Source organism: Mesorhizobium sp. M00.F.Ca.ET.216.01.1.1, from assembly GCF_004010325.2.
Lineage (GTDB): Bacteria > Pseudomonadota > Alphaproteobacteria > Rhizobiales > Rhizobiaceae > Mesorhizobium.
Map to the genome: position 1 here is coordinate 12209 of NZ_SADR02000013.1, position 26535 is coordinate 38743.

Consider the following 26535-nt stretch of genomic DNA (forward strand, 5'->3'; position numbering starts at 1 on the left):
TTCACCTGTGCTTCATGACCAGTAGAGTGATATCGTCGTGAATTTTCCGGGATCCGATATACGCCATGAGATCGTCGACAATTCCGCTTTTGATCTCCTCGGCGGTCCGGCCATGCCGCAGGCGTGCGCTTTCGCAGAGGCGATTCAAGCCAAATAGCTTTCCGTCTGAACCCGTGGCTTCGGTCACCCCGTCTGTGTGAAGCACAATCACATCGCCGCTATCGAAACGGATATCGCGGGTCGCGACAAATGGCGAGATGTCTCGTTCGAGGCCGACAGGTAGACCCAAGTCCAGTGTTTCGATGCGCTCGACTTCTCCGTCAGCCCGAATGACCAGCACGTCCTCATGTTGGCCCGACAGGATCACGCGCTCGTTTTCAAAGTCGAGGAACGCCAGTGACAGAGACTTATCGGAATTTGTACGCTCTATGTTCTTGAATATCGCGCGGTTGAGCCGATCAAGAAATCGGCGCGGGTCGCCTTCGCCTGTCTCCAGCAGAGCGCGTGCGACAGATTGGACCATCAACATCAGCACGCCGCTCTCCAGTCCATGGCCGGTTACATCGCCGATGCCGATTTTTACGCGCGACCCATTCTGAAGGACGTCATAGTAGTCGCCGCCCACCTCATCGGCTGGTCGCATATAGGCCGCAATCTCGAGCGAGGTGATTGCCTCGAGTTCGTGAGGTTTTGGCAGTACCATCATCTGGATCTGGCGCGCGACGTCGAGTTCTGCGCCAAGGCGCACGTTTTCATCCCGCAGTTTGTCGTTCAGCTCCAGAATTTCCTCATTTGCGTGTTCGAGCTCTTGGGTGCGCTCATCGACCAGCTGTTCGAGATTTTCTGTATGAAAGCTGATCTGCTCTGCCATTCGGTTGAATGCGGTGCCGACCTCTCCAACTTCGTCGCGAGTCGGAATGTCGACGCGGACCGAATAGTCTTTCGCCTGCAGCCGCTTTGCAGCGCTAGCGAGCGAACTGAGGCCCGCAGTGATGCGCTTGGATATGCCGAAGACCGCCGCGAAGACGATCACAAGCGAAACGAGGATCGCGATGATCTGGTAAGTTATGATTCGGCTAGTTGCGCGGGAAATGCTCTGCTGCGCCGCAAGCAGGGAGGCGTAGATTTCCCGCTCGGGGACGACCATGCCGATCGACATCGCTTCGCGCCGCACCGGTCCCCTACTTCCCGGCTCTGCGCTCCACAGGTTTGTCGGCTTTAATTTCTTGAGAACAACGACGTAAGGAACGCTTCCCACTTGCTGGTCGAGATTGATGTGCTGAACGATGCCATCATTGTCCTGGCCCAAAGGCAGCGCAGCGATAGCTGGCTGCCGACTTTTGCGAAGGGATCGGTCGAATACGGACGGCTCCGAGTTTTTGATGCCAAGCGTCTTCTCGCCGTCCGGTGAGACCGCGAGGACATTGCCGTTCGACATGGCAAGGAACGCAAAACCGGTATCGGCAATCCTCACGCTCTCGACGATGTCGGCCATCTGATCGAGCGTCAGGTCCGCTCCGACCACTCCGGAGATATCCTTGCGGTCCTTCGTCCACACTGGGTGAAAGAAGCTGACGATTAGCTTCCCGGTGACGCCGTCCATGTAGGGCGACAACGTGGTGATGTCACCGCTGACGGGCCTGCTCGAAGGGTCCTTGATCCACTCTTGCCAATCTTCGTAGAGATCGGGAAAGAAAAAGTCCCACCAGTTGGTCTGGTTGTGGCCGGGGTAAACACGATCAAACGTGGCACCCTGGTTTGTATAAGGCGTCGAGCGCAGGATCGGAGCTCTCTTCGGTCCCATATAATAGACTTGCAGCTTTCGGGTGCCGGCTGCCTGGACGGCAGGACCGAAGATGTTGAAGGCCGTGCTGTCACGCACTTCGGCGGCAACATCCGGCGGCAATTTCCGGCTGGCATCGAGGAGATAACCCCAGACGGTCACCGCTGACGCCTCGCCAGGCTGGTTCTGCCACCAGTCGCTGGCGGAATTGTAAGCGAGCGAAGTGGAAAAGGACGGATCCTGCTCGAGCACCTCGCCGAGCGCTGTCTTGACCTGCGGGTGATCGACCAAACTCTGCATCGAGCCTGCGAGGATGTCGACCTCCGTGTGGATGCGGTCGATCAGCAGATTGGTCCGCTCTGCCGTACTCTCCGCGTACTTCTGCAGGTATTCGCTGGTGGCCTTGGTCAGGCCAACGCCAACCTGTTGTGTTGCGTCATTCGACAGACGGTTGACGTTCCAGATGGCGATACCACCGCCGATCATCAGATCGAAGAGGACGGCGCCGCCGACTATGAGCAGGAATTTGGCACGGAAACTGTTGAGCCTTAGGACAGGCCGAGAAGGCGGAAGAGCCGAGTCGGTCATAGCGGCTTTCGCCCCGAGGCGACCCAGATCGGCCAGCCCGCATAACCCTTCGGGTGGAGAGCCGCGAAGATATGGTCCTGGAAGCCCCGTCGGAACCGCTTGATAAATTCTGGACGGTCACCGCGTTGCTGGGCCATCTCACCGGCAAACGTGTCCTCCCATGATTGCACGACGTCGGCGAACTCCTGAGGATCGCCGTCGAGATTTGTCACCATGAAGGATTCGCCTCGAATGTCCTCGAACCCTGCCTCGACCAGGCAGCGGCGGTTCTTTGGGCCCAATTCGAGGTCCATTTCGAAGTGAGCGAAGAGCTTGGAGAGTTCGTTATAGGTCCACTGGATGGTTTCGCTGCGGGGCTCGCCAAGACAATGCGATATTTTTTCATTCGTGATGTATACGCGTCCGCCCGGTTTGCATATGCGGTAGAGCTCCTTGAGGATGAGCTCCGGCCGGTTGAAGATTTGCAGCGAGTGTCGGCATGTGACGAGGTCAAACTGGTCGTCCTCGAGCAGCATCGCGGCTGCATCGCCATACGTATATTCAATCCCGCGGATGTCGAAGTCCGCTGCTATTTGCCGAGCATAGGCAAGGCTCGACTTGGAATGGTCGAGAGCGACGATCCGTGACGGTTGGAATTCCTTCTGCACGAGCACGGCGAAGTCACCGATCCCACAGCAAATATCAGCCATCGTAATGCCGGATCGCATGCCGTGCCGCGGCAATATCGCGCGCTCGTGACGCCACGTCATATTTGTCTGGGTGCGCAGGATCGGGATGAACCCGCCTTCTTCGAGGAAGCTCTGCCCAGGGTAGAACGCACTGTCATATTGCTCGACCGTGATGGTTGGCTCGACGTGGCTCAAGCGACCGAATTTTCGCGTCGTCCAGCCGACAACGCTCGATGTGATGATCACGAATTTAAGGTCCGGTCGCACGCGGCAAGCGTCGATAATCACCCGTGCGAACGCGTGGAACGCGGTGTTGTTCATTTGGGCGAGCCGCTTGACGTTCACGTAGAGAATACCGCGCACACGGTCGATGGAGTCCTTCAGCAGAGCAAGGCTAGGTGCAAGCTCTTCGATCGTCTGTGGCCGCACGGACCCGGAAATCGAGAACTCCTGATTGTTGGGATCATATTGCGCTTTGAAGCGCGTCAAAGGGCCATGCGCGAAGAGGCTCAATTTGCCAGACCTCCAAATGGAAGATCCACGACAAGCGTGACGGTGTCGGCATCAACCGCCTCGAGGCGAAGCGTTGCATTGTAATCGACAGCCAATTCTAGAAGCACCATGTCTCGGCTTGGCGCGACATCTCCTGACAACGAAACGAGATATCGCTCCTGGGCACCGGCGCCTTGGGTCTGCGATATCGCATATTCGTAGAACTGCTGCTCTTCTGGAGTGCAGGGGAACGTTAACTCGATCCTGTCCGTCTCCCCGTCACGGGATACCCTGCAAGCGAGGACGCCTGCGGGATGTCGCGTTCGGAAAGCGACCTCCAGTAATTCATTGAACGCTGATGAATACAAATTGGAATATAGCACCGAATCCGGGCGATTATGGCTGACCGTGCGTGCCAAGTAATTTGAGATATAGGCGCAGTGCCTCCACTCAGAGATAAACGAGTTGAATTCAATATCAAACTCGATCATCTTGCAAAATGAGGTCTCAATTACATTGTTCTGCGAGGTGACATTTCTAGGCATGCTCTATCCTGCTGTCTGTCATGGGGCCACAGAGAATACTCAAACAAGCGTTCGACTGATCTCGCTTTGGCTCGGAGCGGGCCGATGGGCTGAACATTACAACGCTCGATCCTCTCTCTCCCTCACGTCTGGTTGAGTCTGTGACCGCCGAATGAAATCGTATGTTGCCTCCGTTCCCATCGAGCGACCGAGATAATTGCCCTGAAGGCAATCGCAGCCTTGCTCCATCAGCCACCGCACTTGCCCTGCCGTTTCGACGCCCTCGGCCGTGACGCTGATCCCTAGGCCATGAGCCAAGCCAATAATTGACCGCACAATCGCCTGACTCTTCGGGTCGGTCTCAAGATCACTGATAAAATATTGATCTATCTTTAAGGTGTCGAATGGAAAATTCTTAAGGTAGGCGAGCGATGAATAGTATGTTCCAAAGTCATCTAGTGAAATTCTTACTCCAAGTACATTAAGGGTATTCAATGTATCGAGATTATCTACTGTCTTCTCAAGGAGGACTGTCTCCGTAATCTCAAGTTCAAGCCGGTCGGGCTGAATATTTGAGGAGTCGATGACCTGGGCAACGGTGTCAGTAAGCGAGCCGCTGAGGAACTGCGCCGGCGAAAGATTCACCGCCAGGGTCAGTGAGGAAGGCCAAGTCATTGCTTGGCGGCATGCCTCCTCGAGAACCCAGTGGCCAATGTCGTCCATGAGGCCGTCCGCCTCGGCGATCGGAATGAATACGCTGGGTGGAATCACCCCGATTTCGGGGTGTTTCCACCGCAATAGCGCTTCAAAACCCATCACCGACGAACGCGGTCGAAAGAGCGGCTGATACTCAAGAAAGAGCTCATGGCGCTCAAGCGCCATGCGCAGGTTACGCCTCAGATTCTCGCGTTGCTCGATCAGAAGCAGCATGGAGCGGTTAAAGACTCGTGCGCAGCCACGGCCTGCGCGCTTGGCCGCGTAGAGAGCGATATCCGCCGCCTTCATCAACTCCTCGCTCTCCGCCCCATGTTCAGGTCCGAAGGCGATACCGATGCTTGCACCGACAAAGAGCGACATCCCGTTGATGACGAACGGCGCCTTAAGCGCATCGACCAACGACTCGGCTACCCGCTCGGCGCTGCCGGGTTGTTCCTTTCCTGATTGGATGACGGCGAACTCGTCCCCGGCGTACCGGTATGCGGATTCGCCGTCCTCCAATGCGTTCCTGATTCGGTCGGCAGCGAGTTGGAGCAACGTATCTCCAGTACCGTGGCCGAGGGTGTCATTGACCGATTTGAAGTTGTCGAGGTCGATCTGCAGCAGAGCTGTCTTTCCCTTTGATCTTTCGACCTCAGAGAGTGCCTGCTGCAGCCGATCGCTGAATCGTCTTCGATTCTGCAGGCCGGTCAAGGCGTCATGCGCTGCCTGATGGATGAGCAGGACATGCTCCTGGATCTGAGCCGCGATCTGCTCGCTGTGCTCCGTTCCTCTGAGTTCGACGATCCCTATGCCGTCCCCCGCGCCAAAGATGAGGGCGGACCAAGGCACCTCGTTTGGCGACTGCCGCAGGTCGACGCGTATCGCAGAGCCGCCGCCGAGTACGCGATGAATTTCGTGGCGAAGCTCGGTTTTGAGCAAGCTTGGGTAAATTTCCCAGATGGAGGCTCCCGTCGCCAACACGTCTCCGCGGATGCTTTTCAGCTTGGCTGCGTAATGTGTGAGACGGAGGCCGCTGTCATAGAGCGATACAAGGTCGGTGATGTTTGCCAGAACGGTTGCGAGGCGCGCATCGCTCTCAGAGGAAGATTGGGCCGAGAAAAGCCTCGTCCGCTTCGGCCGATTACCGGATGCTTTCGGATTTAAGAGCCTGCTCCAAAAGCGATACAAATCCGCATCTCCTCCTTTCTTATGGATAACATAACTACAGAAATAGTTGCAAATCTCGGTGTATTTTGGAGTGATCCGCTCCGGTTTTCTGCCCTCGCGGTCCGGGTCGAGCGGCGCCTTGCTGCGTCAGCTGATGGTGGCGCTGCTGCGCAAGAACGGAGTGGACGATGCCAAGGTACGGTTCGTCAATATCGGCGCCGGCGTCGATGTCCTCCGCGCCACCGTCATGGAAGCGTCGATGCCGGAACCGGCCAGCTGGCGATCATCGACCAGCAGGGCCTCCAGGCAGGCGCTAGCGGAACAGATATTTTGACACCTCTGGGTTGCCGCGCCGCCACATGACGTTATCCAGAAAGTAGTGATGCACGTTGATAAATATCCACGCTATGAAGAGGAACAGCGACGAGCCGAGCACCTCTTTGTTATAGGGAACTAAAGCACTCAGTGCGATTGGGACTAGCCAGAAACCGAGAATTCCAAGAATTCCACCAACGATGATAAATCCCAAAACCCGCAGCCTATACATTGGGCCAAGAATGGACAGGACTTTGAATTCGGGATCTCTGACAGCATCTGCACGGTCGCGCTCAACATTGGTTTGATAACGCCAGACCACCGCCAGGTACTGCAACGAATGGAGCGCCGGCACCACGAGCAGCCAGAGCGGGTTTATCCCCACAAATAGAATCCAAGCGTATAGGGACACGACGTAGGCGACGACCCCGTTGTACGGCAACGTGCCTCCATGCTTGCGCCAGCGACTGATCAACATCACAACCGTGGCCGCTGTAGAAGCAGCGGCGGCCAATACGGCAAAGTTGGTTACCCACGAGGGGGCAGCAAATGTGTAGTAGTCCAAGCCCCAGAATTGCCTTTCGGTGATCACCGCATTTGTCCGAAGCCATGCGAACAGCCATACGGCATAGCCGTTGAATAGCAGCACTTTCTTGTCTTGATCGTTGAAGAACTTGCGCTTCAATACGGCGTCCACCATCAGCATGCCGTAGCCTTGCTTGACGTAGTGCCAGCCCACAAAAAAGGCCATCGCATTGCTCGCATATCCCAGCAGGCGAGTGTTTCCCGATATTGAACCGTAAGCAAAAAAACCGCCCATGATCAGCGGAACGATAATGCCCGCGAAAATGTAACGAATCTGGAGGCTCTTGTCGTATCCGTCTCCGCGCACCTTCCGCCCAAAATTGCGATAGAAAAGTTGGTACGAGTGGGCAAAGTGCGGATGGTTTATTAGATTAGCCAGCAAGAGCATTGCTGCCGCTACAAGCCCTTCGTACTTAAGAGGCACGAAGAATAGGATTGGCAGGATCAGAAACGCGCTCCCGCCAAGCATGAGAAAGTCGGTGAGCGGACCAAAAAGATACTTTTGTGGTGCCTTCGCTATAGGAGCCGGAGCATCCGCAGAAAGGTGAAGTGCCATATTTATGCCCCCCTTTGAAGGTTAGATTTAACCACCGACCCGGTCTCTCGACAAGATCATCGTTTCCGAACGGTTAACGTGAAGCAGTGTCTGGGCGTCATTGGATGTGGATCCTAGCTGCTCATCGACCTCAGCACTGGTGCACAGCCAAAGCCGTTGCGGCAATCCCGTCTGATCAGATCGCCGGGCCAGCGTGGGGCATCAAGTTGATATAAATCTGAAACGCTATCGTGCAGATCGCTGCGACCGAGATCGGCACGCCGAACGGCACGACGCCTTTGCGGTCGAGATGTTGAACGTAGAGTCGGAAGGCGCCCGCGGGCAGCATCAAAGGGTTCTTCACGACCATCGCCGTTGCGAGCGCGAAGACCAGCAGAAGCACGGAAAACACGGCGAGACCGTTGCCGCCGACCAGGAACGGCACGACCGCCATCAGCTTGACATCGCCGGCACCGACCTTGCGCAGGGCCCAGAACGGGAACAGCGCCACAAACAGCAGAAGGCCGGCAAGTGCGCTCAGGCCCATGTCCCACCACGATCCGGATTGGACCGAGAGGAGCTGGAGCGATCCAAGCCCGAGGCACACGAGCAGCAGCACATTTTGGTTGGATATTTTCTGAGTGGTGAAATCGCGCCAGGCGATCCTCGCCAGCAGCGGGAGGGCAAGCGCCTTCAGCAGCAATGATGCGAAAAGCAACATGCTACCGCTCGACGTTCTGCACGCTGGACGACAGGAGCTGCAGATTGTTGGCAACGGTCGGGTCGTTGGGTGCCAGTTCGTATGCCTTCAGGAAATTGCTGCGTGCGTCCTGCAGCTTACCGCGCAGCAGATAGGAATAGCCGACATTGTTGTAATATTCCGGCGTCGCGCCAACCAGTTTGAAGGCTCGGGCGTAGGCGCGGTCGGAGAGGTCGAAGCGACGGATACGATCGCTGCAGGCCGCCAGCCCCATCCAGGCACCACCATCATTGGGTGCCAGTTGCGTCGCCTTGTAGAACAGCGCGCCGGCATTGCCGTAGTTTTCCGCGCGGAACTGGTTCTTGGCTTCGGCAACCGCCTGGTCAGAAGCATAATATTCGACGTCGCTGACCGTCTTCAGCCCGTCGAAGGCATCGCCAAACGCTGTGAATTCGCCTTTCGCCGGCTCGTTGGTGCGAACGACACCGGTGGTATCGGCCGTCTGACAACCGGAAAGCACGACCACAAGCACACTGGCTGCGGCTGCGAGACGCATTGGCCTTGTCATCTTGTCCCCCAAGAGTCCTCCGACTCTATTTTTTCAAACCAAAGCATATGTGCAGCTAGAAGAAAATGCCCTTCATTCGGATGATCACCGGCAGCATCACAACCATCATCACCACTGGAAAGATGCAGAGCCCCAACGGGATCATCATTTTAACCGGCAACGCGTTGGCCTGCTCCTCGGCACGCATGATTCTTTGGTTGCGCATTTCGTCGCTGTAGACGCGCAGAGCCTCCGTCAGACTGGTGCCGAGTTCCTCGGATTGCCGGAACAGAACCGCCAACGCCCGCGCCTCTTCAAGGCCGATGCGGTCAGACAGTTCGCGTAATGCCTCGCGCAACGGTTTGCCGGCGCGCAACTGCAAATTCATGATCGCAAGCTGGATGCCGAGCCATTTATGGGTGCCGGCCAGTTCATTGCTGACGCGCTCGACCGCCGCTTCGAGGCTCATGCCTGCATCGGCGCAAGTGATCATCATATCCATGAAATCTGGAAAGCCGCGACGATAGATCTGCTTCTGTCCATTCTCGAAACGGTCGAGAGCAATGCTTGGGATGACTATGCACCCAAGCCCAAGCAAGGCTGACCCTCCAAAGGCGAAAAGACTGGGCAATTGGGCCGGCAAGATTCGCGATAAGAGTGTATAGGTCACAACAAAGCCTACGCAGACCGCGCCGAGGCGCGACAGAGTATAGATCAGCGGCGCGCTTGCCTGATAGAAGCCGGCGCGAAACAGCTTCGCGTCAAGGGCGCTGGGCTCGTCCCGCTCCTTTTCGATCGATCGAAAATACGCCTCGACTGGCCGCTGCGCTGAAATCCTGGCCAGTTCTTCCTGTCCGACAAGCGAGCGGCGGTTGGGAATACCTTCGGCCATCAGGCTTTGCGCAACCAGTTTCCGCGTCTGCAGCGCCGGCATGAAGACAAGCGCGCCCAATAGGAAAAGCGCCACGGCCGCTAGGAAAACCGCAATGGAGACCAGAAGGCTAAGATCCTGGGTATTCGAAAACAGGTTCATGGCTCGCCCCTGTCAAAAATCGAAATTGACCATGCGATACATGATGAAGTCACCCAGCAGCGCCCATAATCCGAAAATCAAAAACGCCGGCATGACCAGCGGGTTGCCCCATACATCGCCATAGTAGCTCGGGGCGAGGCCCGTGAGAATGGCGAGCATCAAGAGCGGAAACAGGGAAATGATCCATGCGGACATTCGCCCCTCGGCCGAGAGCGCCCTAATCTTCAACCTGAGTTTCTGCCTTTCGCGCAGCACCGATGAGAGGTTCGACAGAATCTCGGTCAAATTGCCGCCAGTCTTGGCCTGAATCGACAGGGACACCGACAGCAATTGAAGGCCCTCGAAACCGACGCGTTGCGAGAGTTTTCGCACCGCGTTTTCAAGGCTGAGGCCAAAGGTGATCTCGTCGGAAACAATGCCGAATTCGGTGCCGAGCGGATCCGGCATTTCTCGGGCGACAAGGCCTATGGCTACGGAAGTCGGATGACCGGCTCGCAGCGAACGCACGATCATATCGAGTGCGTTGGGAAGCTGGGCGGCGAATTTCTGGATTCGCTTGGTGCGCGCACGGCGGAGAACCAGAAACGGCAAGAAAAATGCGATCAGAAGGAAAATGGCAAGCGAAACGATGGCGGAGAAGTTCAGCAGAAACACAAAAATGAGCGCCAGTGCCAATCCGGCGAGAATAAATATCGCGACAAACGACAATGGATTCCCGGTAATGCCAGACTGGGTGTATAGTCTGTTCAGCCCGACGGCGCTAAAAAGAAAATCGCCCGAGCTAGTTAGCCCACGTTCTCGCAGCAATCCCTGCAAGGTCTGCTCGGCCGGAGCCTCGTCGGCGAGCCGCTTCAGCCGACGGTTTATCGTGCTGACCCGCGAGCGGCGTTTGGCATAGGTCACGTACAGAGCCTCGGCCGCGAGAATGACCGACGCCGCCGCAAGCACATAGACGAAGTAAAGCAGCGTCTGACCGGTCGGCATCAGAGCGGAACCTGCGGATTGAACGCATCCTTGGCGAAATGATGGCCGAGTGTCGCCGCTTCCTGGGCAAAGCGCGGACGGATGCCGGTGGCACGAAACTCTCCGATGATCTGCCCTTCCGCCGTGACATCGCGGCGAACGAAGTGGTAAAGCTCCTGAAGCTGCACGACATTGCCCTCCATACCGGTCAGTTCCGATATCGAAACAACCCGCCGGCCTCCGTCGGACAGGCGTTGTGTCTGCACGATGATGTCGATGGCCGACGCGATCTGTGCCCTGATTGAATCATGGCTCATCGGCATCCCCGCCATGCCGACCATCTGTTCCAACCGCGATATCGCATCTCGCGGCGTGTTGGCATGGATGGTGGTCATCGAGCCTTCATGGCCGGTGTTCATCGCCTGAAGCATGTCGAAGGCCTCTTCGCCGCGGACCTCGCCGACGATGATGCGGTCCGGCCGCATGCGCAGCGCATTCTTGAGCAATTCGCGCTGGCGAACCTCGCCCTTTCCCTCGACATTGGGAGGACGCGTCTCGAGCCGGCCAACATGCGGCTGCTGCAATTGCAGTTCGGCAGCGTCCTCGATGGTGATCAGGCGTTCCCTGGCTGGGATATAGCTCGACAGCGCGTTGAGCAAGGTCGTCTTGCCGCTGCCGGTGCCGCCCGAAACCAGGATCGACTTGCGTGCCTGCACCGCAATGCGCAGCAGATCGATCATTGGCTGGCGGATCGAGTTGAACGCCATCAGGCGTTCGAGCGAATAGGGGTTCTTGGAGAATTTGCGGATAGACACCAGCGGGCCATCCACCGAGATCGGCCGCACCGCAATGTTGACACGCGAGCCGTCTTCCAGGCGCGCATCCACCATCGGCGCCGATTCATCGACACGCCGGCCGATCGCCGAGACGATCTTGTTGATGACACGCATCAGATGCGCCTCGTCGCGGAAACGGATCGACGTTTCCTCGATCACGCCACGCCGCTCGATGAAAACACGGTTATGGGTGTTGATCAGTATATCGGAGATCGAATCATCCTTGAGCAACGGTTCGATCGGACCGAGCCCGAGCATCTCGTCGGCGGTGTCGCTGGTCAATTGATCCAGCTCGCGAGCATTCAGAGGCACGTTGCGAGCGCGGACGAATTCACGCACGATCGGCCGGATCTCATTCAGGATCTCATCCTTGGACGCGTTTTCAAGGGCGGTCAGGTTGAAGCGATCAATGAGGTGGCGGTGGAGCTCGACCTTGAGCGTCAGGAAATCGTCACCATGCGGTTCGAAGTCGGCAAGGGAAAGCGCGGGGGCAGCGGGCACAACCGCCATCGGCTCGAGCTTTCGCTCAGTCCGCGGCTCGCTTGGCCCCTTGGTAAACCGCCCCAGCATATCGCGTTATACTCCCCGAAGAATCCGCCGCCGCGGAAAGTAAACGTTAACCACGCAGGGCACAAGCGCCGAGCCCAGCCCGATGCAGCCAATACTTCAGACATAGTTAAGATCAAGACCCGGAAAACGCGACGTTTATTTGGTCAGTGGCACTGCCCTAAATGAAACATCGCGCTCCAATTTTCGACGCAAGTGCCTTTTTTGCCACAAAGGTGTCATGGAACTCGCGCAATCCCCTAGATATAATGGCATATGCATTATCGCTAATGTCACCCCAGTTTCGCCATACCCACGGCCAAATTGTGAACGAATGGTTAAGAGGCATGGAAAAATCAAACGAATCAGTGTCTTGGTCAGGACGAGACTGGTAATATTCTTGCCATGTCAGGTATAGGAGAGTTAAGGAGCCATTAATCCCATTTGACTCTGCTTTTTTGTGGGACTTAGGATCGAGATGACGGGGGATGCTTGGGTATGGATTTCATCCTTGGCTCGTCTCGTCGGGTTCAAACCTCCAAAGGGAGAAATTGGCATGAAGAAGCTCATGACGATGACCCGGCAGTTCCGCGACGACGAAAACGGCGCTGCCATGGTCGAATATACCATTCTGCTCGGTATCATCACCGTGGCAGTGATCGCTACCATCATTCTTGTCGGCGGCTGGGTCAGCGGTCAGTGGACAGGGCTTTATGCGCTGTTGCCCGTCGCACCGACGCCCACGCCTTGATCGTTTATCATCGACGCCGGGGGCATGCCCCCGGCGTCGATCAGCTAAGGCCAACGTAGTCTGGGGGGAAAGAAGTGCGCGCAAACACCGTCATCATGATTGTCCTCGCCGGCGTGTTCGGCGTGCTCGCGGTGGTGCTCGCCAATATCTGGCTGGCCAGTCAGCGCAACGCCATGGCGCGCACGGATGAAGTCCAGCGCGATACGGTCGTCGTGGCGGCTGTACCCTTGAAATTTGGCGACTCTCTGACCGATGACAAGCTGCGCGAAATCGCATGGCCGGCGGGCGCAGTGCCGGCGGGCGTCTTCAAGACGACGAAAGATTTACTCGCCGGCGAAGGGACAAAGCAGGCGCTTCAGGCGATCGGTGTCAACGAGCCCGTTCTCGCTACCAAGATCACCGGCCCCGGCCAGCGCGCCACGCTTTCTGCAGTGCTCGGCGAAGGCATGAAAGCCGTTTCTATCAGGGTCAACGACGTGCTTGGCGTCGCCGGATTTGTCTTCCCCGGTGACCGCGTCGATGTGTTGCTGACGCGCAAGGTGCGAACTGCCCAGGGAGCGGACCAGAGTTTTGTCGACGTGCTGTTGCAGAGCATGAAGGTGCTCGCCGTCGACCAGGTCGCTGACGAAAGCAAGGAAAGTCCGACGGTGGTAAAGGCGGTCACGCTCGAAGTCAGCACCAAGGACGCCCAGAAACTTACCCTGGCCGCCGATGCGGGCCAGTTATCCCTGGCGCTTCGCCAGGCCGCCGCCAGCAAGGGCGAGACGACCGAGCGCATTACGCTTTCCGATTTGACCGGTGATACGCCGGACGATGTCGCCGCCAGGCAGGCCGAACTCGCCAAAAAGGCAGCGCTCGAAGCTGAGGCCGCAGCGGAGCGCAAACGCGCCGAAGACAAGCTGGCTGGGTTGGCTCAGGCCGTGGAACGGGTGGGAAGCCAGATCGACCAGTTGAGCAAGGTGAAGCCGGCTCCCGCCCCGGCCCCGGCCGTAGCGCCGGCGCCCGAAGTGCGGGAAGTCGTCAAGGAAGTGGTCAGATATGTGCAGCCGGAGCCGCCGGCTCGAGCGACGGTCAGCGTCTATCGGGGCGTGAAGTTCGAGACATACGACGTGCCGCGACAAAAATAATACCGGCGCATTCGGACAGGGGATGTCTGGATCAGTCGGCAACGGGGGATAGTGTAGATGCGCGTGTTCTGGGGACGACTGGTGGCGGCCGCACTGGCCTGCTCTGCGACGTTGCTGTTACTAAGCCCCGCGGCTCTCGCGGCCGACCGCAGCATCGACGTGTCGAGCCCCAGCGTGCACCGTATTTTCCTGCCGATGTCGCAGTCGGTGACTGTCGCGGTTAACGCCACTCTCGGCGACATCGTCGTCGGCGACGACAAGATCGCCGACGCCCAGCCGATGACAGACCGCACGCTCTATGTCATCGGCAAGAGCGCCGGCACCACGACCGTCAATCTGTTTTCCGAGGACAAGCGCTCGCTCGGCGTCATCCAGATCGAGGTCGGTGTCGACGTTAGCGACATGGCGCAGGCGATCCACCAGGTGGCGCCCAGATCGCGCGTCGAAATCGGCTCGGTCAACGGCAAGGTCAGGCTTGGCGGCCACGTCAAGGACGGCGCCACGCTGGCGTCTATCCTGGAAGTTGCCCAGCAATATGGTCCTGACGCCATCATAAACGCCGTCATCGTCGACGACAGCCAGCAGGTCAATCTCGAAGTCCGCGTGCTCGAAGCCAAGCGCAATGCCGACCGCGACCTTGGCGTGTCTATCGCGAGCACCAATAACAGCGGCACGACCCGCACCGGAACTGGGATTGCCGCCGTCGACAAAGACGGTGTGGTGCTCGGATCGGGCGGTCTACTCAGTGGCCTACTGTCCAACTCCACTCCCTTCGGGGCCCTGCTCACTCGCGTCATCGACAGCAACATCAAAGTCGACTTGTACATCGAGGCGCTCGAGGCCAAGGGTGTCGTGCGCATGCTCGCCGAACCCAATCTCACCACGCTTTCCGGCGAGCCGGCTAGCTTCAACGCCGGCGGCGAAGTGCCTATCCGCAGCATCGACAGCGATGGCGAGATCCAGATCGTGTACAAGCAATTCGGCGTCAATCTGCTGTTCACGCCGATCGTGCTGAACGACGACAAGATCCATATCAAGCTGGCGCCGGAAGTCAGCGACCTGACCAGTTTCACCCCCGCTGGCGACCCCATCTTTACCAACCGCAAGCTGTCGACCGTCGTCGAATTGCGCGACGGCCAGAGCTTCGCCGTCGGCGGCCTGTTGTCCAGTAAGAACACCAAGATTCAGAAACAGGTGCCGTGGCTCGGCCAGGTGCCGATCGTGGGCGCGCTTTTCCACAATTCGAGCAACCAGAAGGAAGAGACCGAGCTGGTCGTCATCGTCACGCCGCACATCGTGCGGCCGGTAAAACCCGGCGAGCAGTTGGCGACGCCATTCGACAAGACGCGGCCCGCTAACGACCCCGAGTTTTTCGTGCTCGGCCAACTCGAAGTGACCAAGGACATGGTTCGCAAATATGAACTCGGCGAAGGCGTCGTCGGTCCCTATGGCCACATGCTCGACCTCAAATCGAAGGACAAGCTGCTCTATGTCAAGAAATAGAACCTTGATCCTCCTGTTGTGTGCCGGCGCGCTGACGGGCTGCGCCGACTATCTGAACCGCTACGACACGGTGACGCTGGCCGCCGGCGACACGCAGAAATACAATTCGCTTCTGCAGACGGTCGATCCGCTCAATCCGTCGTCGAGGAACACGACTATTGAAGGCGACGGCGCGCGCGCTGCCGCTGTTGCCCAGGCCTACAAATTTCCACCGCCACCACCGCCGCCGCCGGCCATCACGGTCAGCACGCCGACCAACACGGCGGATTGAACAGAAGGATCAGCGCGTCAGGCAAAACGAGGGATCCTGGCGTAAGGGGAGCAAAGAGTAGGCCATGTTGCGAATTGTTCGCGCCTTCTGGCACGATCAGAGGGGAATAGCGCTGATACTCGTCAGCGTCATGCTGCCGGCAATCATCGGCTTTTCCCTGCTGGCGATCGACATGAGCCGGGTCAACAACCTGCACAACGACTTGCAGAAGGCGGCTGATGCGTTTGCGCTCGCCGGCGCGGCTGAACTGGATGGAAGCAGCGGCACCTGGGCACGGGCAGAACGCGCCATGGCCACGCTGGTCGCCAATGAAAGCTACTTCTCGACTTCAGGAAGGTTCACTCTGACCTCCGGCCAACCGGGAGGCACACAGAGGTGCAACAGTGCCGGAAACATTTCGTGGTGTTTCCTGAAAACTATTCCCGATGACAACGTGGCAATCACTACGGCCAATTTTGCCGATGCCAATCCAACCGTCGGAGAAATACAAACGCGGTTTATCCAGGTGACGGTCACGCCCACTGGCTTCGCCGCAATCTTCCCGGCTTCCTTTTTGTCATCCGGCGCCAGCAACAGCTTCAATGTCGGGGCGGTCGCCGTGGCGGGGTTCACCTCCGGCGTTTGCGATTTCACGCCGGTCTTCATGTGCAACCCCTATGAGATGGTGAACGGCACCAACGATGCTGGCGGATACACACTGGCGCAGGCCGTTTCCAATCCGGCCGTCCATCGTCGACTGATCGAACTGAGGAAGGTCGGAAACGGCGCGGCCGCCGGTCCAGGCAATTTCGGCTTCCTTGAGCCCCCGTCAGGTGTCGGAAACGGTGCTCAAGCCCTCGCTCAGACAATCGCAACATCAAAGCCAATCGGCTGCTACAATTCCGCGAACGTTTCAACGAAGACCGGTCAGAACGCTGGTCCTGTGCAAGACGCCTTCAATGTTCGTTTCGGGATTGCAGCTAATGGCAGCCATTTCAATGACCCGGAATACGGTCCGGCCGACAATGTCCGAAAGGGTGCGTCGTCTGGAGGAAACGGAAACGGCAATGGCGGTGGCAATCAGTGCCCACAATACAACCAGTTAACCTTCAATGCCGCCGGCAACATGGGGCTTCCGCGCGATGCGACAACTCCGTATTTGGGCGGCAGGATGGGCGACGGGAACTGGAATTTCTCCAGCTATTGGAGCACCAACTTCGGTTCCGCTTCTTATCCATCTTCATGGGATACGACCAAGCCGACGCGCTATGAGGTCTACCGTTACGAGGTATCGGCCGGACTGGTTGGCACGGCGTCGACAGGTGGAGAGATTGGAACCCCGCCGGCAGCTTGCCAACCGCCTGTCACGACAGTTGATCGCCGGTTGCTTTATGGCGCGATCCTGAACTGCAACGCACTTGAAGCTGCGGGCAAGGATTTGTCCGGCCATAGCACCGATCTGCCGGTCGAGGCCTTCGGCAGCTTCTTTCTCACTGAACCTGTTGCGTCAGCGGCCGATGATGCGTCGGTGATGGTCGAACTGGTCGACATAACCGGTCGCGGCGGCCAGGGCACACTCGACAATTTCCTCCGCGACGAAGCCCAGCTTTACCGGTGATGGCGATGATTGGAACGCTATGCCGACATCTCGATAGATTTCGCCGCGACCGTCGAGGCGCGGTGCTCGTCGAAATGACGCTGATCACCCCGCTGATGCTTATCCTGTCGGCGGGCGTGTTCGAGTTCGGCAACCTGATCCACGAAAAGCTGCTGATGGAGGCCGGACTTTCGGATGCAAGCCGCTTCGCCGCGCGCTGCAACAGCCAATTGTATACCCAGGCCGGGCTGACGATCGACTGCGCCGATATCGCAGCCAACATAGCCGTGTTCGGCAATGCGGCAGGGACAGGCAGTGCGCGCGTCAGCGGCTGGCAAAAAGCAGATGTGACAGTGACCATCGCCGCCCCCGCTTCCTGTCATGACGCTGTGGTCGCCAGCGTCACCAAATATCGTTCTACCACTGCGCAAGTCTGCATCGTCAGGGCAGCGGGTAGCTTGGCGTACAGCGGCGTCGGGATGTTGGCCTTCATCGGCATCGGCCCAATCACCCTCAACGGCTTTCACGAGGAGCGGTTGATCCGGTTCTGATCATGATCAAGCGCTTTGCGAAATCAGAGGACGGTGCGGCGATGGTCGAAATGACCATCGTGTCGACGCTGCTGTTTGCCCTTGTCCTCGGTTTCGTCGATTTCGGCAATGCATTCTATCAATGGAACGCGGCGACGAAGGCCGTCCAGGTCGGAGCACGGCTTGCTTCGATTTCCAATCCGGTTGCAACCGCACTTGCAACAGCCGCGCCGATCGCGACACCGGGCGCGCCGGTCGTTGCCGCCGCCTATGGCCCTTTCGCCTGCACATATACCGCTGGCGCGGGCGCTTGCAGCAATGGCGGCTCATTCGATGCAGCCAACTTCAGCCGCATCTTTCGTGGTGACACGGCCAACACCAACGACGACGCCTGTCCCGCACTGGCCACAGGCCAGCGGCCAGGCATGTGTCATTTCTTCCCACGCCTGCACCGCGACAACGTGGTGGTTACCTACAGCGCCACCGGTCTGGGCTACCAGACCCGGCTGGGCGGACCAGTGCCGACAATAACCGTCAGCCTTCAGAACGTGACCTTCCAGTTCTTTTTTCTGCAAGGACTGATGGGTTTTGCGAATATCACCATGCCCTCCATGCTGAGCACGGTTACGGGCGAAGACCTGAAGAGCACATCGCCATGAACGCCATGAACACCAAGGTTCTGCCGACCAAGCGAAAGCAGGTGGCCCTGTTTTCGTCGGATCCGAATTTCAAGCGCGAGGTGGCGACACGGCTCGACGCGCTGGCGATCTACGATGTCAGGATTTCAGGGACCGGCGACTTCCTCCAGGGCCCGCCTGCCGATACGCGCCCGGGCATCGTCATCCTCGACCTCGGCGATGGCGAGTTGCTCGACAATGCGGGAATAGTCGCGGCGCGCGCGCTGTGGGCATCGGTGCCGCTAATCGCGGTTTCCGACCAATTGACGTCCGAGCAGACCCGCGTGTTGGTGCGCATGAACGCCTCGGACTGGCTGCACAAGCCGCTCGATGCCAAGGAGCTGCTCAACGCGGTCACCTTCCACGACACCGGCAACCAGGGGACCAAGAGCCGCATCATCACCTTCATCAGCGCCAGCGGCGGCGCCGGCGCCACGACGCTCGCTTTGTCGGCGGCGGAATTCCTGGCCTCGAAATCGGCCGAGCGCGCGGCTTCGACCTGCCTGGTCGATCTCGATTTCCAGAGCGCCAATTGCGGCGCCTACCTCAACCTGTTCAACCAGTTCGACCTCGCCGGCATCATCGGCCAGCCGGACCGGCTCGATGTCGAGCTGATGGATGTCATCAAACTTTCGCGCCCCTCTGGCCTGACGCTCTATTCCTTCGAGCGGCCGCAGCTGCCGTTCGAGCCGCAAGGCGCCGATTTCGTCTTCCGGCTGCTCGACCTCGTCGCCTACCGGTTCGACGACATCGTCATCGACCTGCCGAACATTGAAACCCCCTGGCAGAATTCGGTGCTGTCGACGAGCGACGAGATTTTCATCGTCTTCGAGCTCAACGTCGCCTCGCTACGGCAAGGCAAGCGGCTCTACAAGAAGATCCGCGAGCTGCGCGGCAATGCGGTGAGCATCACGCTGGTCGCCAACAAGCACAAGCGCAAATGGTTCGGCAACCACTTCTCGCGCAGCGAGCTGGAGAAGATTTTCAAGGCGCCGCACATCAAGTCGGTCGCCCTGGACAACGCGCTGCTGACCGACGCGCTGAATCGGGCCATCCTGCCTTCCGAAGTGGATGGGCGGGCGCGCTTCAACAATGATCTGAAGCGGATGTTCAAAGAACGGCTCGATGATGCTGCCCGCTAGAAATCGCATCGTCGCCGCCGGCGCCTGCATCATGGGGCTGGCGTTGGCATTGTCGGCGCAGGATTTCGCCCACGCCCGGTCCGGCGTTGCGGGCCTCCCGCCGCTGCCGGCGATGGGGCCCAGCCTGCGCAAGACGGTCGCCTTCGAAACCACCGAGCAGGCCGGCACGATCATCATCCGCAAGGACGAGAAGGCGCTTTACCTGGTGACCCGCCAGGGCCAGGCGCTGCGCTACCAGATCAGCGTCGGGCGCGACGGCTTTGGCTGGACCGGCACCGTCAAGGTCGGGGCGAAAACGGAATGGCCGCAGTGGCGTCCGCCCAGGGAAATGCGCGCCCGCCAGCCGGAGCTGCCGGAGATGGTGCCTGCGGGTCCCTATAATCCGCTCGGCGCCAGGGCGCTCTATCTGCTGCGGGACGGGCGCGACACGCTCTACCGCATCCACGGCACCAACGATCCTTCGGGCGTCGGCTTCGACGGAACATCGGGATGTTTCCGTCTCACCAACACCGATGTCATCGATCTTTTCAAGCGCGTCCCAATCGGCGCAAAGGTGGTGGTCCAATGACGATGATCAGCGACCCTGACATGCCGGCAATCAGCATTGGGCCGGCAATCAACATTGGGCCGGCAATCGAAGCTCGGCCGGCAAACCATATTGGAGAGCGCGCCGGCAAGCCGAGCAATCGGCGGCTGGTCGGAGTTGTCGTCGCTGGCGTCTTGCTGATCACGGCGGTGAACATGACAGCCGCGATCTATCTCTACCGCGGCATCAGCGACCTGCGCTTCGTCGAAGGGCGGCTGGAACAGCTCGGCGCCTTCGAGCAGCGCATCGCCGCCCGGCTCGATACGGTCAATAACGGCTTCCAAAGCCGGTTCGAGAAACTCGACAGCCAACTGCAGGGCAGCTTCAACGAGATCAACGCCAGCATTGCCCGGATGGAGCAGAACTCGCCGCCAGTCGGCGACGATCGCATCTCGAGCATAGCGGAACCTTCGGTGGTGACGACCACCGTGGCGGAAGCACCGGCCGTTATCGAGGATGAAATCGCGACCGAGCCCAGCGTCATCGATATGTCGCGTCCGCCGAAAAGGCGGGTGGCAGCGGCGGCTCCTGCCCCGAGCCCTAACTATCAGCGCATAGAGCAGGCGGACGGCAAGGTTCATTACAAGAAAATCAATTAGCAGCGCGACCGGTCGAGGATGACGGCTTTGCGTTCAATCGCCTTCCGGATTGCCGTCCTCTTGCTGGCAATGCCGTATGGCAGCGCAACGGCAGCAACCTGCTATCATGTCGTCAATGTCGACTTCTGGGACATGCTTTATATCAGAACGCAGCCAAGCCACCTTTCCAGGGCGGCGGGCGCTATCGCTCCGGATCACTACGGCATCATCGTCGCCACGGGGCCGTGCAAACCGGCCGGCGCTGACCGGAAGCGGCAATGGTGCCCGGTCACTTACTACCCGCTGCCGTCAGTCAGCCGGCATGGCTACGTGAAAGCCTATTTCGTGGAAACCGCGGCTTGCCCGGATCCTAAAAATCCCGTTGCAGAGCAATAATCCGAATAGCCCGTGCTTCGGAACGCTGGCGGGTTTCGCCGAGGAAGGCGACATGACAGTAGGCGCAGGCCGCGGTGCCAAGAAAGAGCACAAGACTGTTCTGCCATGTGAAATCGACCCTCAGCGAGAATGGCAACCCGCTGGGCGCGGTGAAGGCTGCAATCGTGCTCGCCGTTTCCGAATGGCTGCTGACAGCGATCATCAGCCCAGCGAAAAGCAAGGCGACATGATTGGCAAGGAAGAAAAAAGCAGCCGACCGTTGCGTCCGGCAAGCCATCCAGCAGACGACCGATGCAGCGGCCAAGATGGCGAGGTCAAGGGCCATTGAACCGCTGAGATAGAGGTCGACCTGTTGCCAGAACAGCGCCGACAAGGGGCGCAGTTCGAGCCAGATCCGCCACATGGTGGGGCTGGCCGGATAGGTTCCAAGCAGGAATGTCGCTGCTCGTTCCCCAGCCAGAACCAGAAGGACGAAGGCCGGAAAGGCAAAGAGTAAAAACGACTTGCGTTTCATGTCACCCTCGACAATCTGATACCGAGGATAGGCTGGAGAGATTGCGCGAAGCTTAACGGGAACTTGGAAGGGTGGAGCTCTACGGGAAAGCTGGTGCTGGAGCCATAAGGCAGATTGATCAGCTCTATCGATCAGCGGGATCGCTTGGTGCTCAGATTTTCATCTGCTCCACCTAAAAATCCGGCCGGCGACATAGTCAAACGAGATGACACCGGCGCCGCGTGTCAGCACCACAAGCAGCAGCGAAGCCCACAGCAAATGTTCGGCCCAGTTCTCCGGATAAACGAAGATCTGGATAACCGAAATAACGCTGAGGAGCATCAGTGCGCCGACGCGGGAGAAAAGCCCGAAGAAAAGCAGCACCGAGCCGGTGATTTCGGCAGCCGTGGCCAACGGCGCAGCGATCGCCGGATCGACGAACGGCAAATTGTATTCGTTGGCGAACAACTGCAGCGTCACCGGCCAGGATGCAAGCTTCGTTTGAGCAGACTGCCAAAAGACGAGCGCGATAGCGACACGGGCAGCGAGCTGTACGAGCGAAAACGGTATGCGCTCCGCCAGCTTGATGACACGTCTGTAGAGGCCGACAAGGCCGGCCGGGGTGGACGAGGAATATTCTGGTATCGCGGTCATGACTATCTCCATCAGATTGGGAAGGGATGTGCTGAAACCCGCACGTCGGTAACGAGCCCGTCGCCGAACAAGCGGACGAGCGCGGATACAAGGTCGAACATGGGATCGAGCGCCACGGCTCGGGATATGGCCTGTTCCAGGCCAAAGCCGTGCTTGAGTGCGTGCAGAAATGCAAAATTCGAGCGGTCGAGAAGTATCAGGCGCACGCTCTCGCCGCTCCGCCACAGCGCGACACGTTCAGGCCGACGCATCCAGCCGCCAAATTGTTCAGCCAGGGTTGCCTTTTGATGAGCCTTCCACACCGACATAACTGACCAGTGCGAAATGATCAGCCGCAGGGACGGCTGCAGCAGGATATCCGGCGACATCCCCAAGTCGGTGTTGTCATATTCAGCAAGCGTGCGCGGCGGCAAGGATGCCGCGTCGAGCGCTTCAGCGATGGCCCATTCAAGGCGCGCGGTTTCGGCGACGACCGGCATGTCGGACAGCGTGTCGATCGACTTCAGGAACCGCGGAAAGCCGGCACCATAGCGCGCCAACCGCGACTCCACCGGCGGATATCGCCGAATGAACTCGCTTGCCACGAAACGAAAGAAGCGCTCGTCGACAAGGCGAACAGTGACAGGGAAGACTGCTATCAGCACCGCGGTAAGCGAGCTGCGCGTGTTGTTCCGGTAGATGCGAAGCCGTGCGAGCGGATCGGCCTTGCCGGCGGTGAGCAGGTTTGCCGACACGAATGGCTCTTTCGCAAGTACTGAGCGCGCCATCATGGTCTGAAGGAGTTCAAGCGGCAGCATGGTATCCCCCCTGCCTGTCGTGCGGCAGTGGTACGATCCGACCGGCCCTGACGGCTGCGAAAGCTGCGAGCACCGGCATGCCGCTCCCCCCATTCTCGAATGAAAGAACTGTGGGCACCGCCCGTGGCTTGGTTACGGCGGCGCGCCTGGCTGTCTGCTTGCGGTTGAACATGATCGAAGCGGACAGCATGTCGGCCCACATCGCTTCACCGAGCAGCACATCGAGAACCGGAACATCGGTGTCCCACTCGATGAGGGTAGGACGAGGTCCCAGCCTGCTTATGGCGTGATGATAGAGCGACCATACGACCGGCGGCACGCGCGAGCCATGGTCGTCGATGAGCACCGTGTCGGCACCGACCTGGTTGGTCGCGTGGCCGGCAAGATGGATCTCGCCGATGGCCTCGGCCGGTAGCGCGTCGATGAACGTCTTGGCGTCGTACTGGAGGTTGTGCGCCGAGACGTGGACGTTGTTCACATCCAGCAGCAGGCCGCAACCGGTCCTTGCTACAAGCTCGGCCAGGAATTCCGCCTCGTTCATCGAGGAGTCGGCGAAGGCCAGATAGGCAGAAAGGTTCTCGATGAGTACCTGGCGTTTGAGGACGTCCTGGACAGTCTCGACATTGCGCGCCACGACCGCCAAAGCCTTTTCGTCGTAGCGAAGCGGGAGCAGATCGTTCAGATAGGCGCCGTCGGCAACGCTCCAGGCCAGATGCTCGGAAACGAGATCGGGCTGGAAGCGCTCGCAGACCTTGCGCAGCCGCTCGAGATGGCTGCGGTCCACACCTTGGGCGCTTCCCAGGGACAGGCCAACACCATGCACCGAGAGGGGATAGATCTGGCGCAGTCTTTCCAGCGCCTCGACGCCGGCGCCTTCGCCCATGTAGTTTTCGGCATGGACCTCAAGCCAGCCGGCAGAAGGCCGGCGGGTCAGCATTTCGCCGATATGACGGGAGCGAAGACCGATGCCCGCAGTAGCGGGGATCGCGAGAGACTGAAATGTGCGTGACATCGGTCGACTCCATTCGAAGGGTTGGCGTGAAGTTTGGCTTGCTCAGGCTTTCGGCTTGTCCATGCCGCCGGCGATCTTTCCGCAGGTGCCGGCGGGAACGTAGAGCCAGGAATCCGGCTGGTTGTCGGCGGTGGAGGTGCCGGCACAGGAATGCGTCGCGGTTTGACAGTCGTTCTGGCCGGCCTTGACGACGCCGTAGCACTTCTCGAACGAGTAGTTGGGCTTGGCGGCGGGACCGCTGTAGGCGGCCGTCGCGGCGAGAGAGGTGGCGGCTGCGAGAGCCGACCCGATGAGCGTTCTGGTGTTGATCACTTGCATGTCTCCTGATCTGCTTTTCGAGGGAAAGACTGGCCCTGCGGCCCGTCTGCAAGCAGTTTCCCCGATCAGGCCCCCAAGCTGAAATGCTGTCTCGGCATGGATTTGATACGCGCTCACTATGTCGAAGGAGGAGAGGCAAAAAGCCCTCCGGCGGGGAGACCGGAGGGCTTGTGGCGCCTGCCTTCGGGAGGGCAGCGGGGCAAGCGCGGCTAGGCGGGAGGGAGGCGCCTAGACATATCGGTTGACGGTATCGACGGCCGGTTGTGGGTCGACAAAGGCATAGCTGGCTTCGAGCCATTTCCCGGCTCGTTCGCGTCCCCTGTCACGCGCGTCGGTCAGCCTGCCCCAGTCGGTCCAGGGCCTCGTGAACAGGGCTGCGCACGCCCGGTGCTGGTTATCGACTATGGAATGGATCGGGATGGGCGTTGCCGCGCGATGGCTGACGGAGAGCCTGGAGTCTGCTGTCCAAAGCTCGACCGGCCTGCCGACGATGATCAGCACATCGGCGGCATCGCCCGATCGGACCGGCGGCAAAGCGGAAAGATCGCTGTGGCCCCAATATACCTCCCCGTCAATCTCAATGGCCGGAAACAGGAAAGGGATCGTGGCCGCAGCGAGAACCGCGTCGATCGACAATTCATCGCCGGCGAACACTTTCACCACATCGGTTCGGGCATTCGAAGCGAAAACGCTGAGCTCTACCGGGCTCTTGCGGATATCATCGATGTCGATCGACTGTTCCAGTATCGATTTCAGGGGGTTGGCTATATCGGCTGCGAACATCGACGCATGGCTGACGCGCCGCCAGAAATTGGTGAGCGCTGTCCGTGCGCCGCGCCGGCCGCCGAGCGCCAGGCCATAAGCCAGAACCGCAGCCTCCGCCGCACCGAACCCCGCCGCAGCGATATTGAGGAAAGGAAAGTCGGGTTCGTCCAGAAAGCGGTCGAGCACGCCCCAGACAAACGCGCCGTGTGCATCACTTGCCAAAGCAAGGTTGATTGGTTGCTTGCCGTGCGCGTTCGTTGTGCCATTCAGCAAGCGCTCGGCATCCGCCATGATAGTGATGTGGGGTTCGGTTCCGGTTTGAGCTCGGGCACGCATCTTGTGTCTCCATCCCATAACGCCAGGACGGCGCTTGATGGAGAGATTGCCGGACCAGCCTTTGGTTGCGAAATGCCAAGGTGGCATGAACTCCATAGACAGATTGCATTGGCTGCAAATACGCGCGCGCCGCAAGGTTTTGCCCAGGCAAGCAAAAACAACGCGATTTTGATTGCTTCGAACCACCGCCACGACGGTCGCTTGGGCAACCCTTCGGCAAAATAGAGGAGCGTGCCATGAGAATACGAGCTGTGTGTCAGGGGGTGATTGCTCTCAGCCTTCTTGCCGGGGCCGCATCCGCCGACCCCTTTACTGATCTGGGAGCGTTCCCGACTTTCTACACAGATGCTGGAATGAAAACGATGAAGCCGATGGCTGAGTTCAAGAGGGCTTGGCTGCCGTGCCAAAAGGCAAGCGGGACGCGATGGGGAGGACGTGCAACGACGCAGCAATGAGCAAACCTCATGCCGCGTTCTGCGCGAACACGCTGGCGCTCGGCGGCGCCAACTAGTTCCAATGCACCAGCCAGCGTTGGCGAGATGCAGAACCGGCATAAACTCCATACGCAGATGGCATTGGCAAGTTGGCCCCCGATTTCAGCAAAGTCCATCTCGGCAAGGAGGAACCCGAAGAGTTTTAAATTGCTACCGATTATTGGGACGACTGCTCAACCTCAGAGAAGATCATATCATGAATATCAAAGCTATCTGCCTCGGCGCTTTTGCACTTTCCGTTCTCGGCGGCGTTGCGTTCGCCGGTGCGCTCGACGAACCCTCCAACATGCAGCCGTTCTTTACCGACGCCAGCATGAAGACGATGAAGCCGGATACTGAGTTCAAAGCAGCCTGGAATGCGATGTCGAAGGACACGCGGGACGCGATGAAGAAGGAATGCAACGACGCGGCGATGAGCAAGCCGCATGCTGAGTTTTGCGTCAAAGTCCATGAGCTTGGCGGCAACAGCTAACGCCGCTTGGCTTTTTGGCTGCAGATGCGAGCATGATGGCGAGCAATTGCTCGCCATCATCGTTTTTAGGTCAACC

29 protein-coding genes are annotated in these 26535 nt (G+C 59.0%); 13 read left to right on the top strand and 16 right to left on the bottom strand.

The window, feature by feature from the left end; all coding sequences use genetic code 11:
• Window position 1 precedes the first annotated feature (1 nt).
• The 4 genes from EN859_RS17795 to EN859_RS17810 form a co-directional block, all read right to left on the bottom strand.
• Window positions 2-2371 carry a SpoIIE family protein phosphatase gene (locus tag EN859_RS17795; protein ID WP_127854347.1) on the bottom strand — a complete coding sequence of 790 codons (2370 nt, stop codon included), beginning with the start codon at window positions 2369-2371 and terminating at the stop codon, window positions 2-4.
• Window positions 2368-3552, bottom strand: a complete 1185-nt coding sequence (locus EN859_RS17800; RefSeq protein WP_245525599.1) for a class I SAM-dependent methyltransferase — start codon at window positions 3550-3552, stop codon at window positions 2368-2370. Before EN859_RS17800 ends, EN859_RS17795 begins: the two co-directional genes overlap by 4 nt.
• Window positions 3549-4076, bottom strand: coding sequence for a ubiquinone biosynthesis methyltransferase UbiE (locus tag EN859_RS17805; RefSeq protein WP_245525600.1), 528 nt, complete (start codon window positions 4074-4076; stop codon window positions 3549-3551). The genes EN859_RS17800 and EN859_RS17805 overlap by 4 nt, the downstream gene beginning before the upstream one ends.
• A 96-nt stretch (window positions 4077-4172) precedes the next feature.
• A complete protein-coding gene (locus EN859_RS17810) occupies window positions 4173-5825 on the bottom strand; it encodes an EAL domain-containing protein (RefSeq protein ID WP_127854369.1) in 1653 nt (550 codons plus the stop codon).
• Between the two features lie 235 nt (window positions 5826-6060).
• On the opposite strand from EN859_RS17810, the gene EN859_RS17815 reads away from it, so the two are divergent.
• A complete protein-coding gene (locus EN859_RS17815) occupies window positions 6061-6255 on the top strand; it encodes a hypothetical protein (protein WP_127854346.1) in 195 nt (64 codons plus the stop codon).
• Here the strand turns inward: EN859_RS17815 and EN859_RS17820 are convergent.
• The 6 genes from EN859_RS17820 to EN859_RS17845 form a co-directional block, all read right to left on the bottom strand.
• Window positions 6235-7377 (bottom strand): hypothetical protein, encoded by a 1143-nt coding sequence (locus EN859_RS17820; protein WP_127854345.1) that lies wholly within the window; start codon window positions 7375-7377, stop codon window positions 6235-6237. The genes EN859_RS17815 and EN859_RS17820 overlap by 21 nt on opposite strands.
• Before the next feature lie 175 nt (window positions 7378-7552).
• Window positions 7553-8077, bottom strand: coding sequence for a prepilin peptidase (locus EN859_RS17825; RefSeq protein ID WP_127854344.1), 525 nt, complete (start codon window positions 8075-8077; stop codon window positions 7553-7555).
• 1 nt (window position 8078) lies between these two features.
• Entirely contained in the window at window positions 8079-8612 is a 534-nt protein-coding gene (locus EN859_RS17830) for a tetratricopeptide repeat protein (protein WP_127854343.1), read from the bottom strand.
• A 67-nt stretch (window positions 8613-8679) separates the two neighbouring features.
• Entirely contained in the window at window positions 8680-9636 is a 957-nt protein-coding gene (locus tag EN859_RS17835) for a type II secretion system F family protein (protein WP_189502061.1), read from the bottom strand.
• A gap of 12 nt (window positions 9637-9648) precedes the next feature.
• Window positions 9649-10620 carry a type II secretion system F family protein gene (locus EN859_RS17840; protein ID WP_127854342.1) on the bottom strand — a complete coding sequence of 324 codons (972 nt, stop codon included), beginning with the start codon at window positions 10618-10620 and terminating at the stop codon, window positions 9649-9651.
• A complete protein-coding gene (locus EN859_RS17845) occupies window positions 10620-12005 on the bottom strand; it encodes a CpaF family protein (RefSeq protein WP_127854341.1) in 1386 nt (461 codons plus the stop codon). Before EN859_RS17845 ends, EN859_RS17840 begins: the two co-directional genes overlap by 1 nt.
• Window positions 12006-12537: 532 nt before the next feature.
• On the opposite strand from EN859_RS17845, the gene EN859_RS17850 reads away from it, so the two are divergent.
• The 11 genes from EN859_RS17850 (at window position 12538) to EN859_RS17900 (ending at window position 21118) form a co-directional block, all read left to right on the top strand.
• Entirely contained in the window at window positions 12538-12732 is a 195-nt protein-coding gene (locus tag EN859_RS17850; RefSeq protein WP_127854340.1) for a Flp family type IVb pilin, read from the top strand.
• 74 nt (window positions 12733-12806) lie between these two features.
• Window positions 12807-13859: a Flp pilus assembly protein CpaB gene (gene cpaB / locus EN859_RS17855; RefSeq protein WP_127854339.1), complete on the top strand. Its 1053-nt coding sequence runs from the start codon at window positions 12807-12809 to the stop codon at window positions 13857-13859.
• Window positions 13860-13916: 57 nt separating this feature from the next.
• Window positions 13917-15362: a type II and III secretion system protein family protein gene (locus EN859_RS17860; protein ID WP_127854338.1), complete on the top strand. Its 1446-nt coding sequence runs from the start codon at window positions 13917-13919 to the stop codon at window positions 15360-15362.
• The gene (locus EN859_RS17865; protein WP_127854337.1) at window positions 15349-15633 is read left to right on the top strand and encodes a hypothetical protein; all 285 of its coding nucleotides are present in this window, start codon (window positions 15349-15351) and stop codon (window positions 15631-15633) included. Before EN859_RS17860 ends, EN859_RS17865 begins: the two co-directional genes overlap by 14 nt.
• A 64-nt stretch (window positions 15634-15697) precedes the next feature.
• Window positions 15698-17230 (top strand): pilus assembly protein TadG-related protein, encoded by a 1533-nt coding sequence (locus tag EN859_RS17870; RefSeq protein ID WP_127854336.1) that lies wholly within the window; start codon window positions 15698-15700, stop codon window positions 17228-17230.
• A 5-nt stretch (window positions 17231-17235) separates the two neighbouring features.
• Window positions 17236-17760: a TadE/TadG family type IV pilus assembly protein gene (locus EN859_RS17875; protein WP_281015615.1), complete on the top strand. Its 525-nt coding sequence runs from the start codon at window positions 17236-17238 to the stop codon at window positions 17758-17760.
• Window positions 17761-17762: 2 nt separating this feature from the next.
• Window positions 17763-18398 carry a TadE/TadG family type IV pilus assembly protein gene (locus EN859_RS17880; RefSeq protein ID WP_127854334.1) on the top strand — a complete coding sequence of 212 codons (636 nt, stop codon included), beginning with the start codon at window positions 17763-17765 and terminating at the stop codon, window positions 18396-18398.
• Window positions 18395-19558, top strand: a complete 1164-nt coding sequence (locus EN859_RS17885) for an AAA family ATPase (RefSeq protein ID WP_127854333.1) — start codon at window positions 18395-18397, stop codon at window positions 19556-19558. Before EN859_RS17880 ends, EN859_RS17885 begins: the two co-directional genes overlap by 4 nt.
• On the top strand, window positions 19542-20126 hold the full coding sequence (locus EN859_RS17890; RefSeq protein ID WP_127854332.1) for a L,D-transpeptidase: 585 nt from the start codon (window positions 19542-19544) through the stop codon (window positions 20124-20126). Before EN859_RS17885 ends, EN859_RS17890 begins: the two co-directional genes overlap by 17 nt.
• A complete protein-coding gene (locus EN859_RS17895) occupies window positions 20123-20743 on the top strand; it encodes a hypothetical protein (protein WP_127854331.1) in 621 nt (206 codons plus the stop codon). Before EN859_RS17890 ends, EN859_RS17895 begins: the two co-directional genes overlap by 4 nt.
• A gap of 27 nt (window positions 20744-20770) precedes the next feature.
• Entirely contained in the window at window positions 20771-21118 is a 348-nt protein-coding gene (locus EN859_RS17900; RefSeq protein ID WP_127854330.1) for a hypothetical protein, read from the top strand.
• On the opposite strand, the gene EN859_RS17905 is transcribed toward EN859_RS17900, so the two are convergent.
• The 6 genes from EN859_RS17905 to EN859_RS17930 form a co-directional block, all read right to left on the bottom strand.
• Complete coding sequence (locus tag EN859_RS17905; protein WP_245525603.1) at window positions 21093-21491, bottom strand: hypothetical protein; 399 nt, start codon at window positions 21489-21491, stop codon at window positions 21093-21095. The two genes, EN859_RS17900 and EN859_RS17905, sit on opposite strands and share 26 nt — an antisense overlap.
• 300 nt (window positions 21492-21791) lie before the next feature.
• Window positions 21792-22265, bottom strand: a complete 474-nt coding sequence (locus EN859_RS17910) for a DoxX family protein (protein ID WP_127854328.1) — start codon at window positions 22263-22265, stop codon at window positions 21792-21794.
• Between the two features lie 11 nt (window positions 22266-22276).
• Complete coding sequence (locus EN859_RS17915) at window positions 22277-23155, bottom strand: DNA-binding domain-containing protein (RefSeq protein ID WP_348632929.1); 879 nt, start codon at window positions 23153-23155, stop codon at window positions 22277-22279.
• Window positions 23049-24074, bottom strand: a complete 1026-nt coding sequence (locus EN859_RS17920; protein ID WP_127854326.1) for a DUF692 domain-containing protein — start codon at window positions 24072-24074, stop codon at window positions 23049-23051. Before EN859_RS17920 ends, EN859_RS17915 begins: the two co-directional genes overlap by 107 nt.
• Window positions 24075-24116: 42 nt before the next feature.
• Window positions 24117-24386, bottom strand: a complete 270-nt coding sequence (locus EN859_RS17925) for a DUF2282 domain-containing protein (protein ID WP_127854325.1) — start codon at window positions 24384-24386, stop codon at window positions 24117-24119.
• Window positions 24387-24620: 234 nt separating this feature from the next.
• The gene (locus tag EN859_RS17930) at window positions 24621-25685 is read right to left on the bottom strand and encodes a hypothetical protein (protein WP_245525604.1); all 1065 of its coding nucleotides are present in this window, start codon (window positions 25683-25685) and stop codon (window positions 24621-24623) included.
• Between the two features lie 498 nt (window positions 25686-26183).
• On the opposite strand from EN859_RS17930, the gene EN859_RS17940 reads away from it, so the two are divergent.
• Window positions 26184-26459 (top strand): hypothetical protein, encoded by a 276-nt coding sequence (locus EN859_RS17940; protein ID WP_127854324.1) that lies wholly within the window; start codon window positions 26184-26186, stop codon window positions 26457-26459.
• Window positions 26460-26535: the final 76 nt, after the last annotated feature.

Bases quoted from the DNA above. Each gene is read 5' to 3' on its own strand.
- EN859_RS17795 (WP_127854347.1), bottom strand. From the start codon at position 2,371: ATGACCGACTCGGCTCTTCCGCCTTCTCGGCCTGTCCTAAGGCTCAAC.
- EN859_RS17805 (WP_245525600.1), bottom strand. From the start codon at position 4,076: ATGCCTAGAAATGTCACCTCGCAGAACAATGTAATTGAGACCTCATTT.
- EN859_RS17820 (WP_127854345.1), bottom strand. From the start codon at position 7,377: ATGGCACTTCACCTTTCTGCGGATGCTCCGGCTCCTATAGCGAAGGCA.
- EN859_RS17825 (WP_127854344.1), bottom strand. From the start codon at position 8,077: ATGTTGCTTTTCGCATCATTGCTGCTGAAGGCGCTTGCCCTCCCGCTG.
- EN859_RS17830 (WP_127854343.1), bottom strand. From the start codon at position 8,612: ATGCGTCTCGCAGCCGCAGCCAGTGTGCTTGTGGTCGTGCTTTCCGGT.
- EN859_RS17835 (WP_189502061.1), bottom strand. From the start codon at position 9,636: ATGAACCTGTTTTCGAATACCCAGGATCTTAGCCTTCTGGTCTCCATT.
- EN859_RS17840 (WP_127854342.1), bottom strand. From the start codon at position 10,620: ATGCCGACCGGTCAGACGCTGCTTTACTTCGTCTATGTGCTTGCGGCG.
- EN859_RS17845 (WP_127854341.1), bottom strand. From the start codon at position 12,005: ATGCTGGGGCGGTTTACCAAGGGGCCAAGCGAGCCGCGGACTGAGCGA.
- EN859_RS17850 (WP_127854340.1), top strand. From the start codon at position 12,538: ATGAAGAAGCTCATGACGATGACCCGGCAGTTCCGCGACGACGAAAAC.
- EN859_RS17860 (WP_127854338.1), top strand. From the start codon at position 13,917: ATGCGCGTGTTCTGGGGACGACTGGTGGCGGCCGCACTGGCCTGCTCT.
- EN859_RS17865 (WP_127854337.1), top strand. From the start codon at position 15,349: ATGTCAAGAAATAGAACCTTGATCCTCCTGTTGTGTGCCGGCGCGCTG.
- EN859_RS17870 (WP_127854336.1), top strand. From the start codon at position 15,698: ATGTTGCGAATTGTTCGCGCCTTCTGGCACGATCAGAGGGGAATAGCG.
- EN859_RS17875 (WP_281015615.1), top strand. From the start codon at position 17,236: ATGATTGGAACGCTATGCCGACATCTCGATAGATTTCGCCGCGACCGT.
- EN859_RS17880 (WP_127854334.1), top strand. From the start codon at position 17,763: ATGATCAAGCGCTTTGCGAAATCAGAGGACGGTGCGGCGATGGTCGAA.
- EN859_RS17885 (WP_127854333.1), top strand. From the start codon at position 18,395: ATGAACGCCATGAACACCAAGGTTCTGCCGACCAAGCGAAAGCAGGTG.
- EN859_RS17890 (WP_127854332.1), top strand. From the start codon at position 19,542: ATGATGCTGCCCGCTAGAAATCGCATCGTCGCCGCCGGCGCCTGCATC.
- EN859_RS17895 (WP_127854331.1), top strand. From the start codon at position 20,123: ATGACGATGATCAGCGACCCTGACATGCCGGCAATCAGCATTGGGCCG.
- EN859_RS17910 (WP_127854328.1), bottom strand. From the start codon at position 22,265: ATGACCGCGATACCAGAATATTCCTCGTCCACCCCGGCCGGCCTTGTC.
- EN859_RS17915 (WP_348632929.1), bottom strand. From the start codon at position 23,155: ATGGGGGGAGCGGCATGCCGGTGCTCGCAGCTTTCGCAGCCGTCAGGG.
- EN859_RS17920 (WP_127854326.1), bottom strand. From the start codon at position 24,074: ATGTCACGCACATTTCAGTCTCTCGCGATCCCCGCTACTGCGGGCATC.
- EN859_RS17940 (WP_127854324.1), top strand. From the start codon at position 26,184: ATGAATATCAAAGCTATCTGCCTCGGCGCTTTTGCACTTTCCGTTCTC.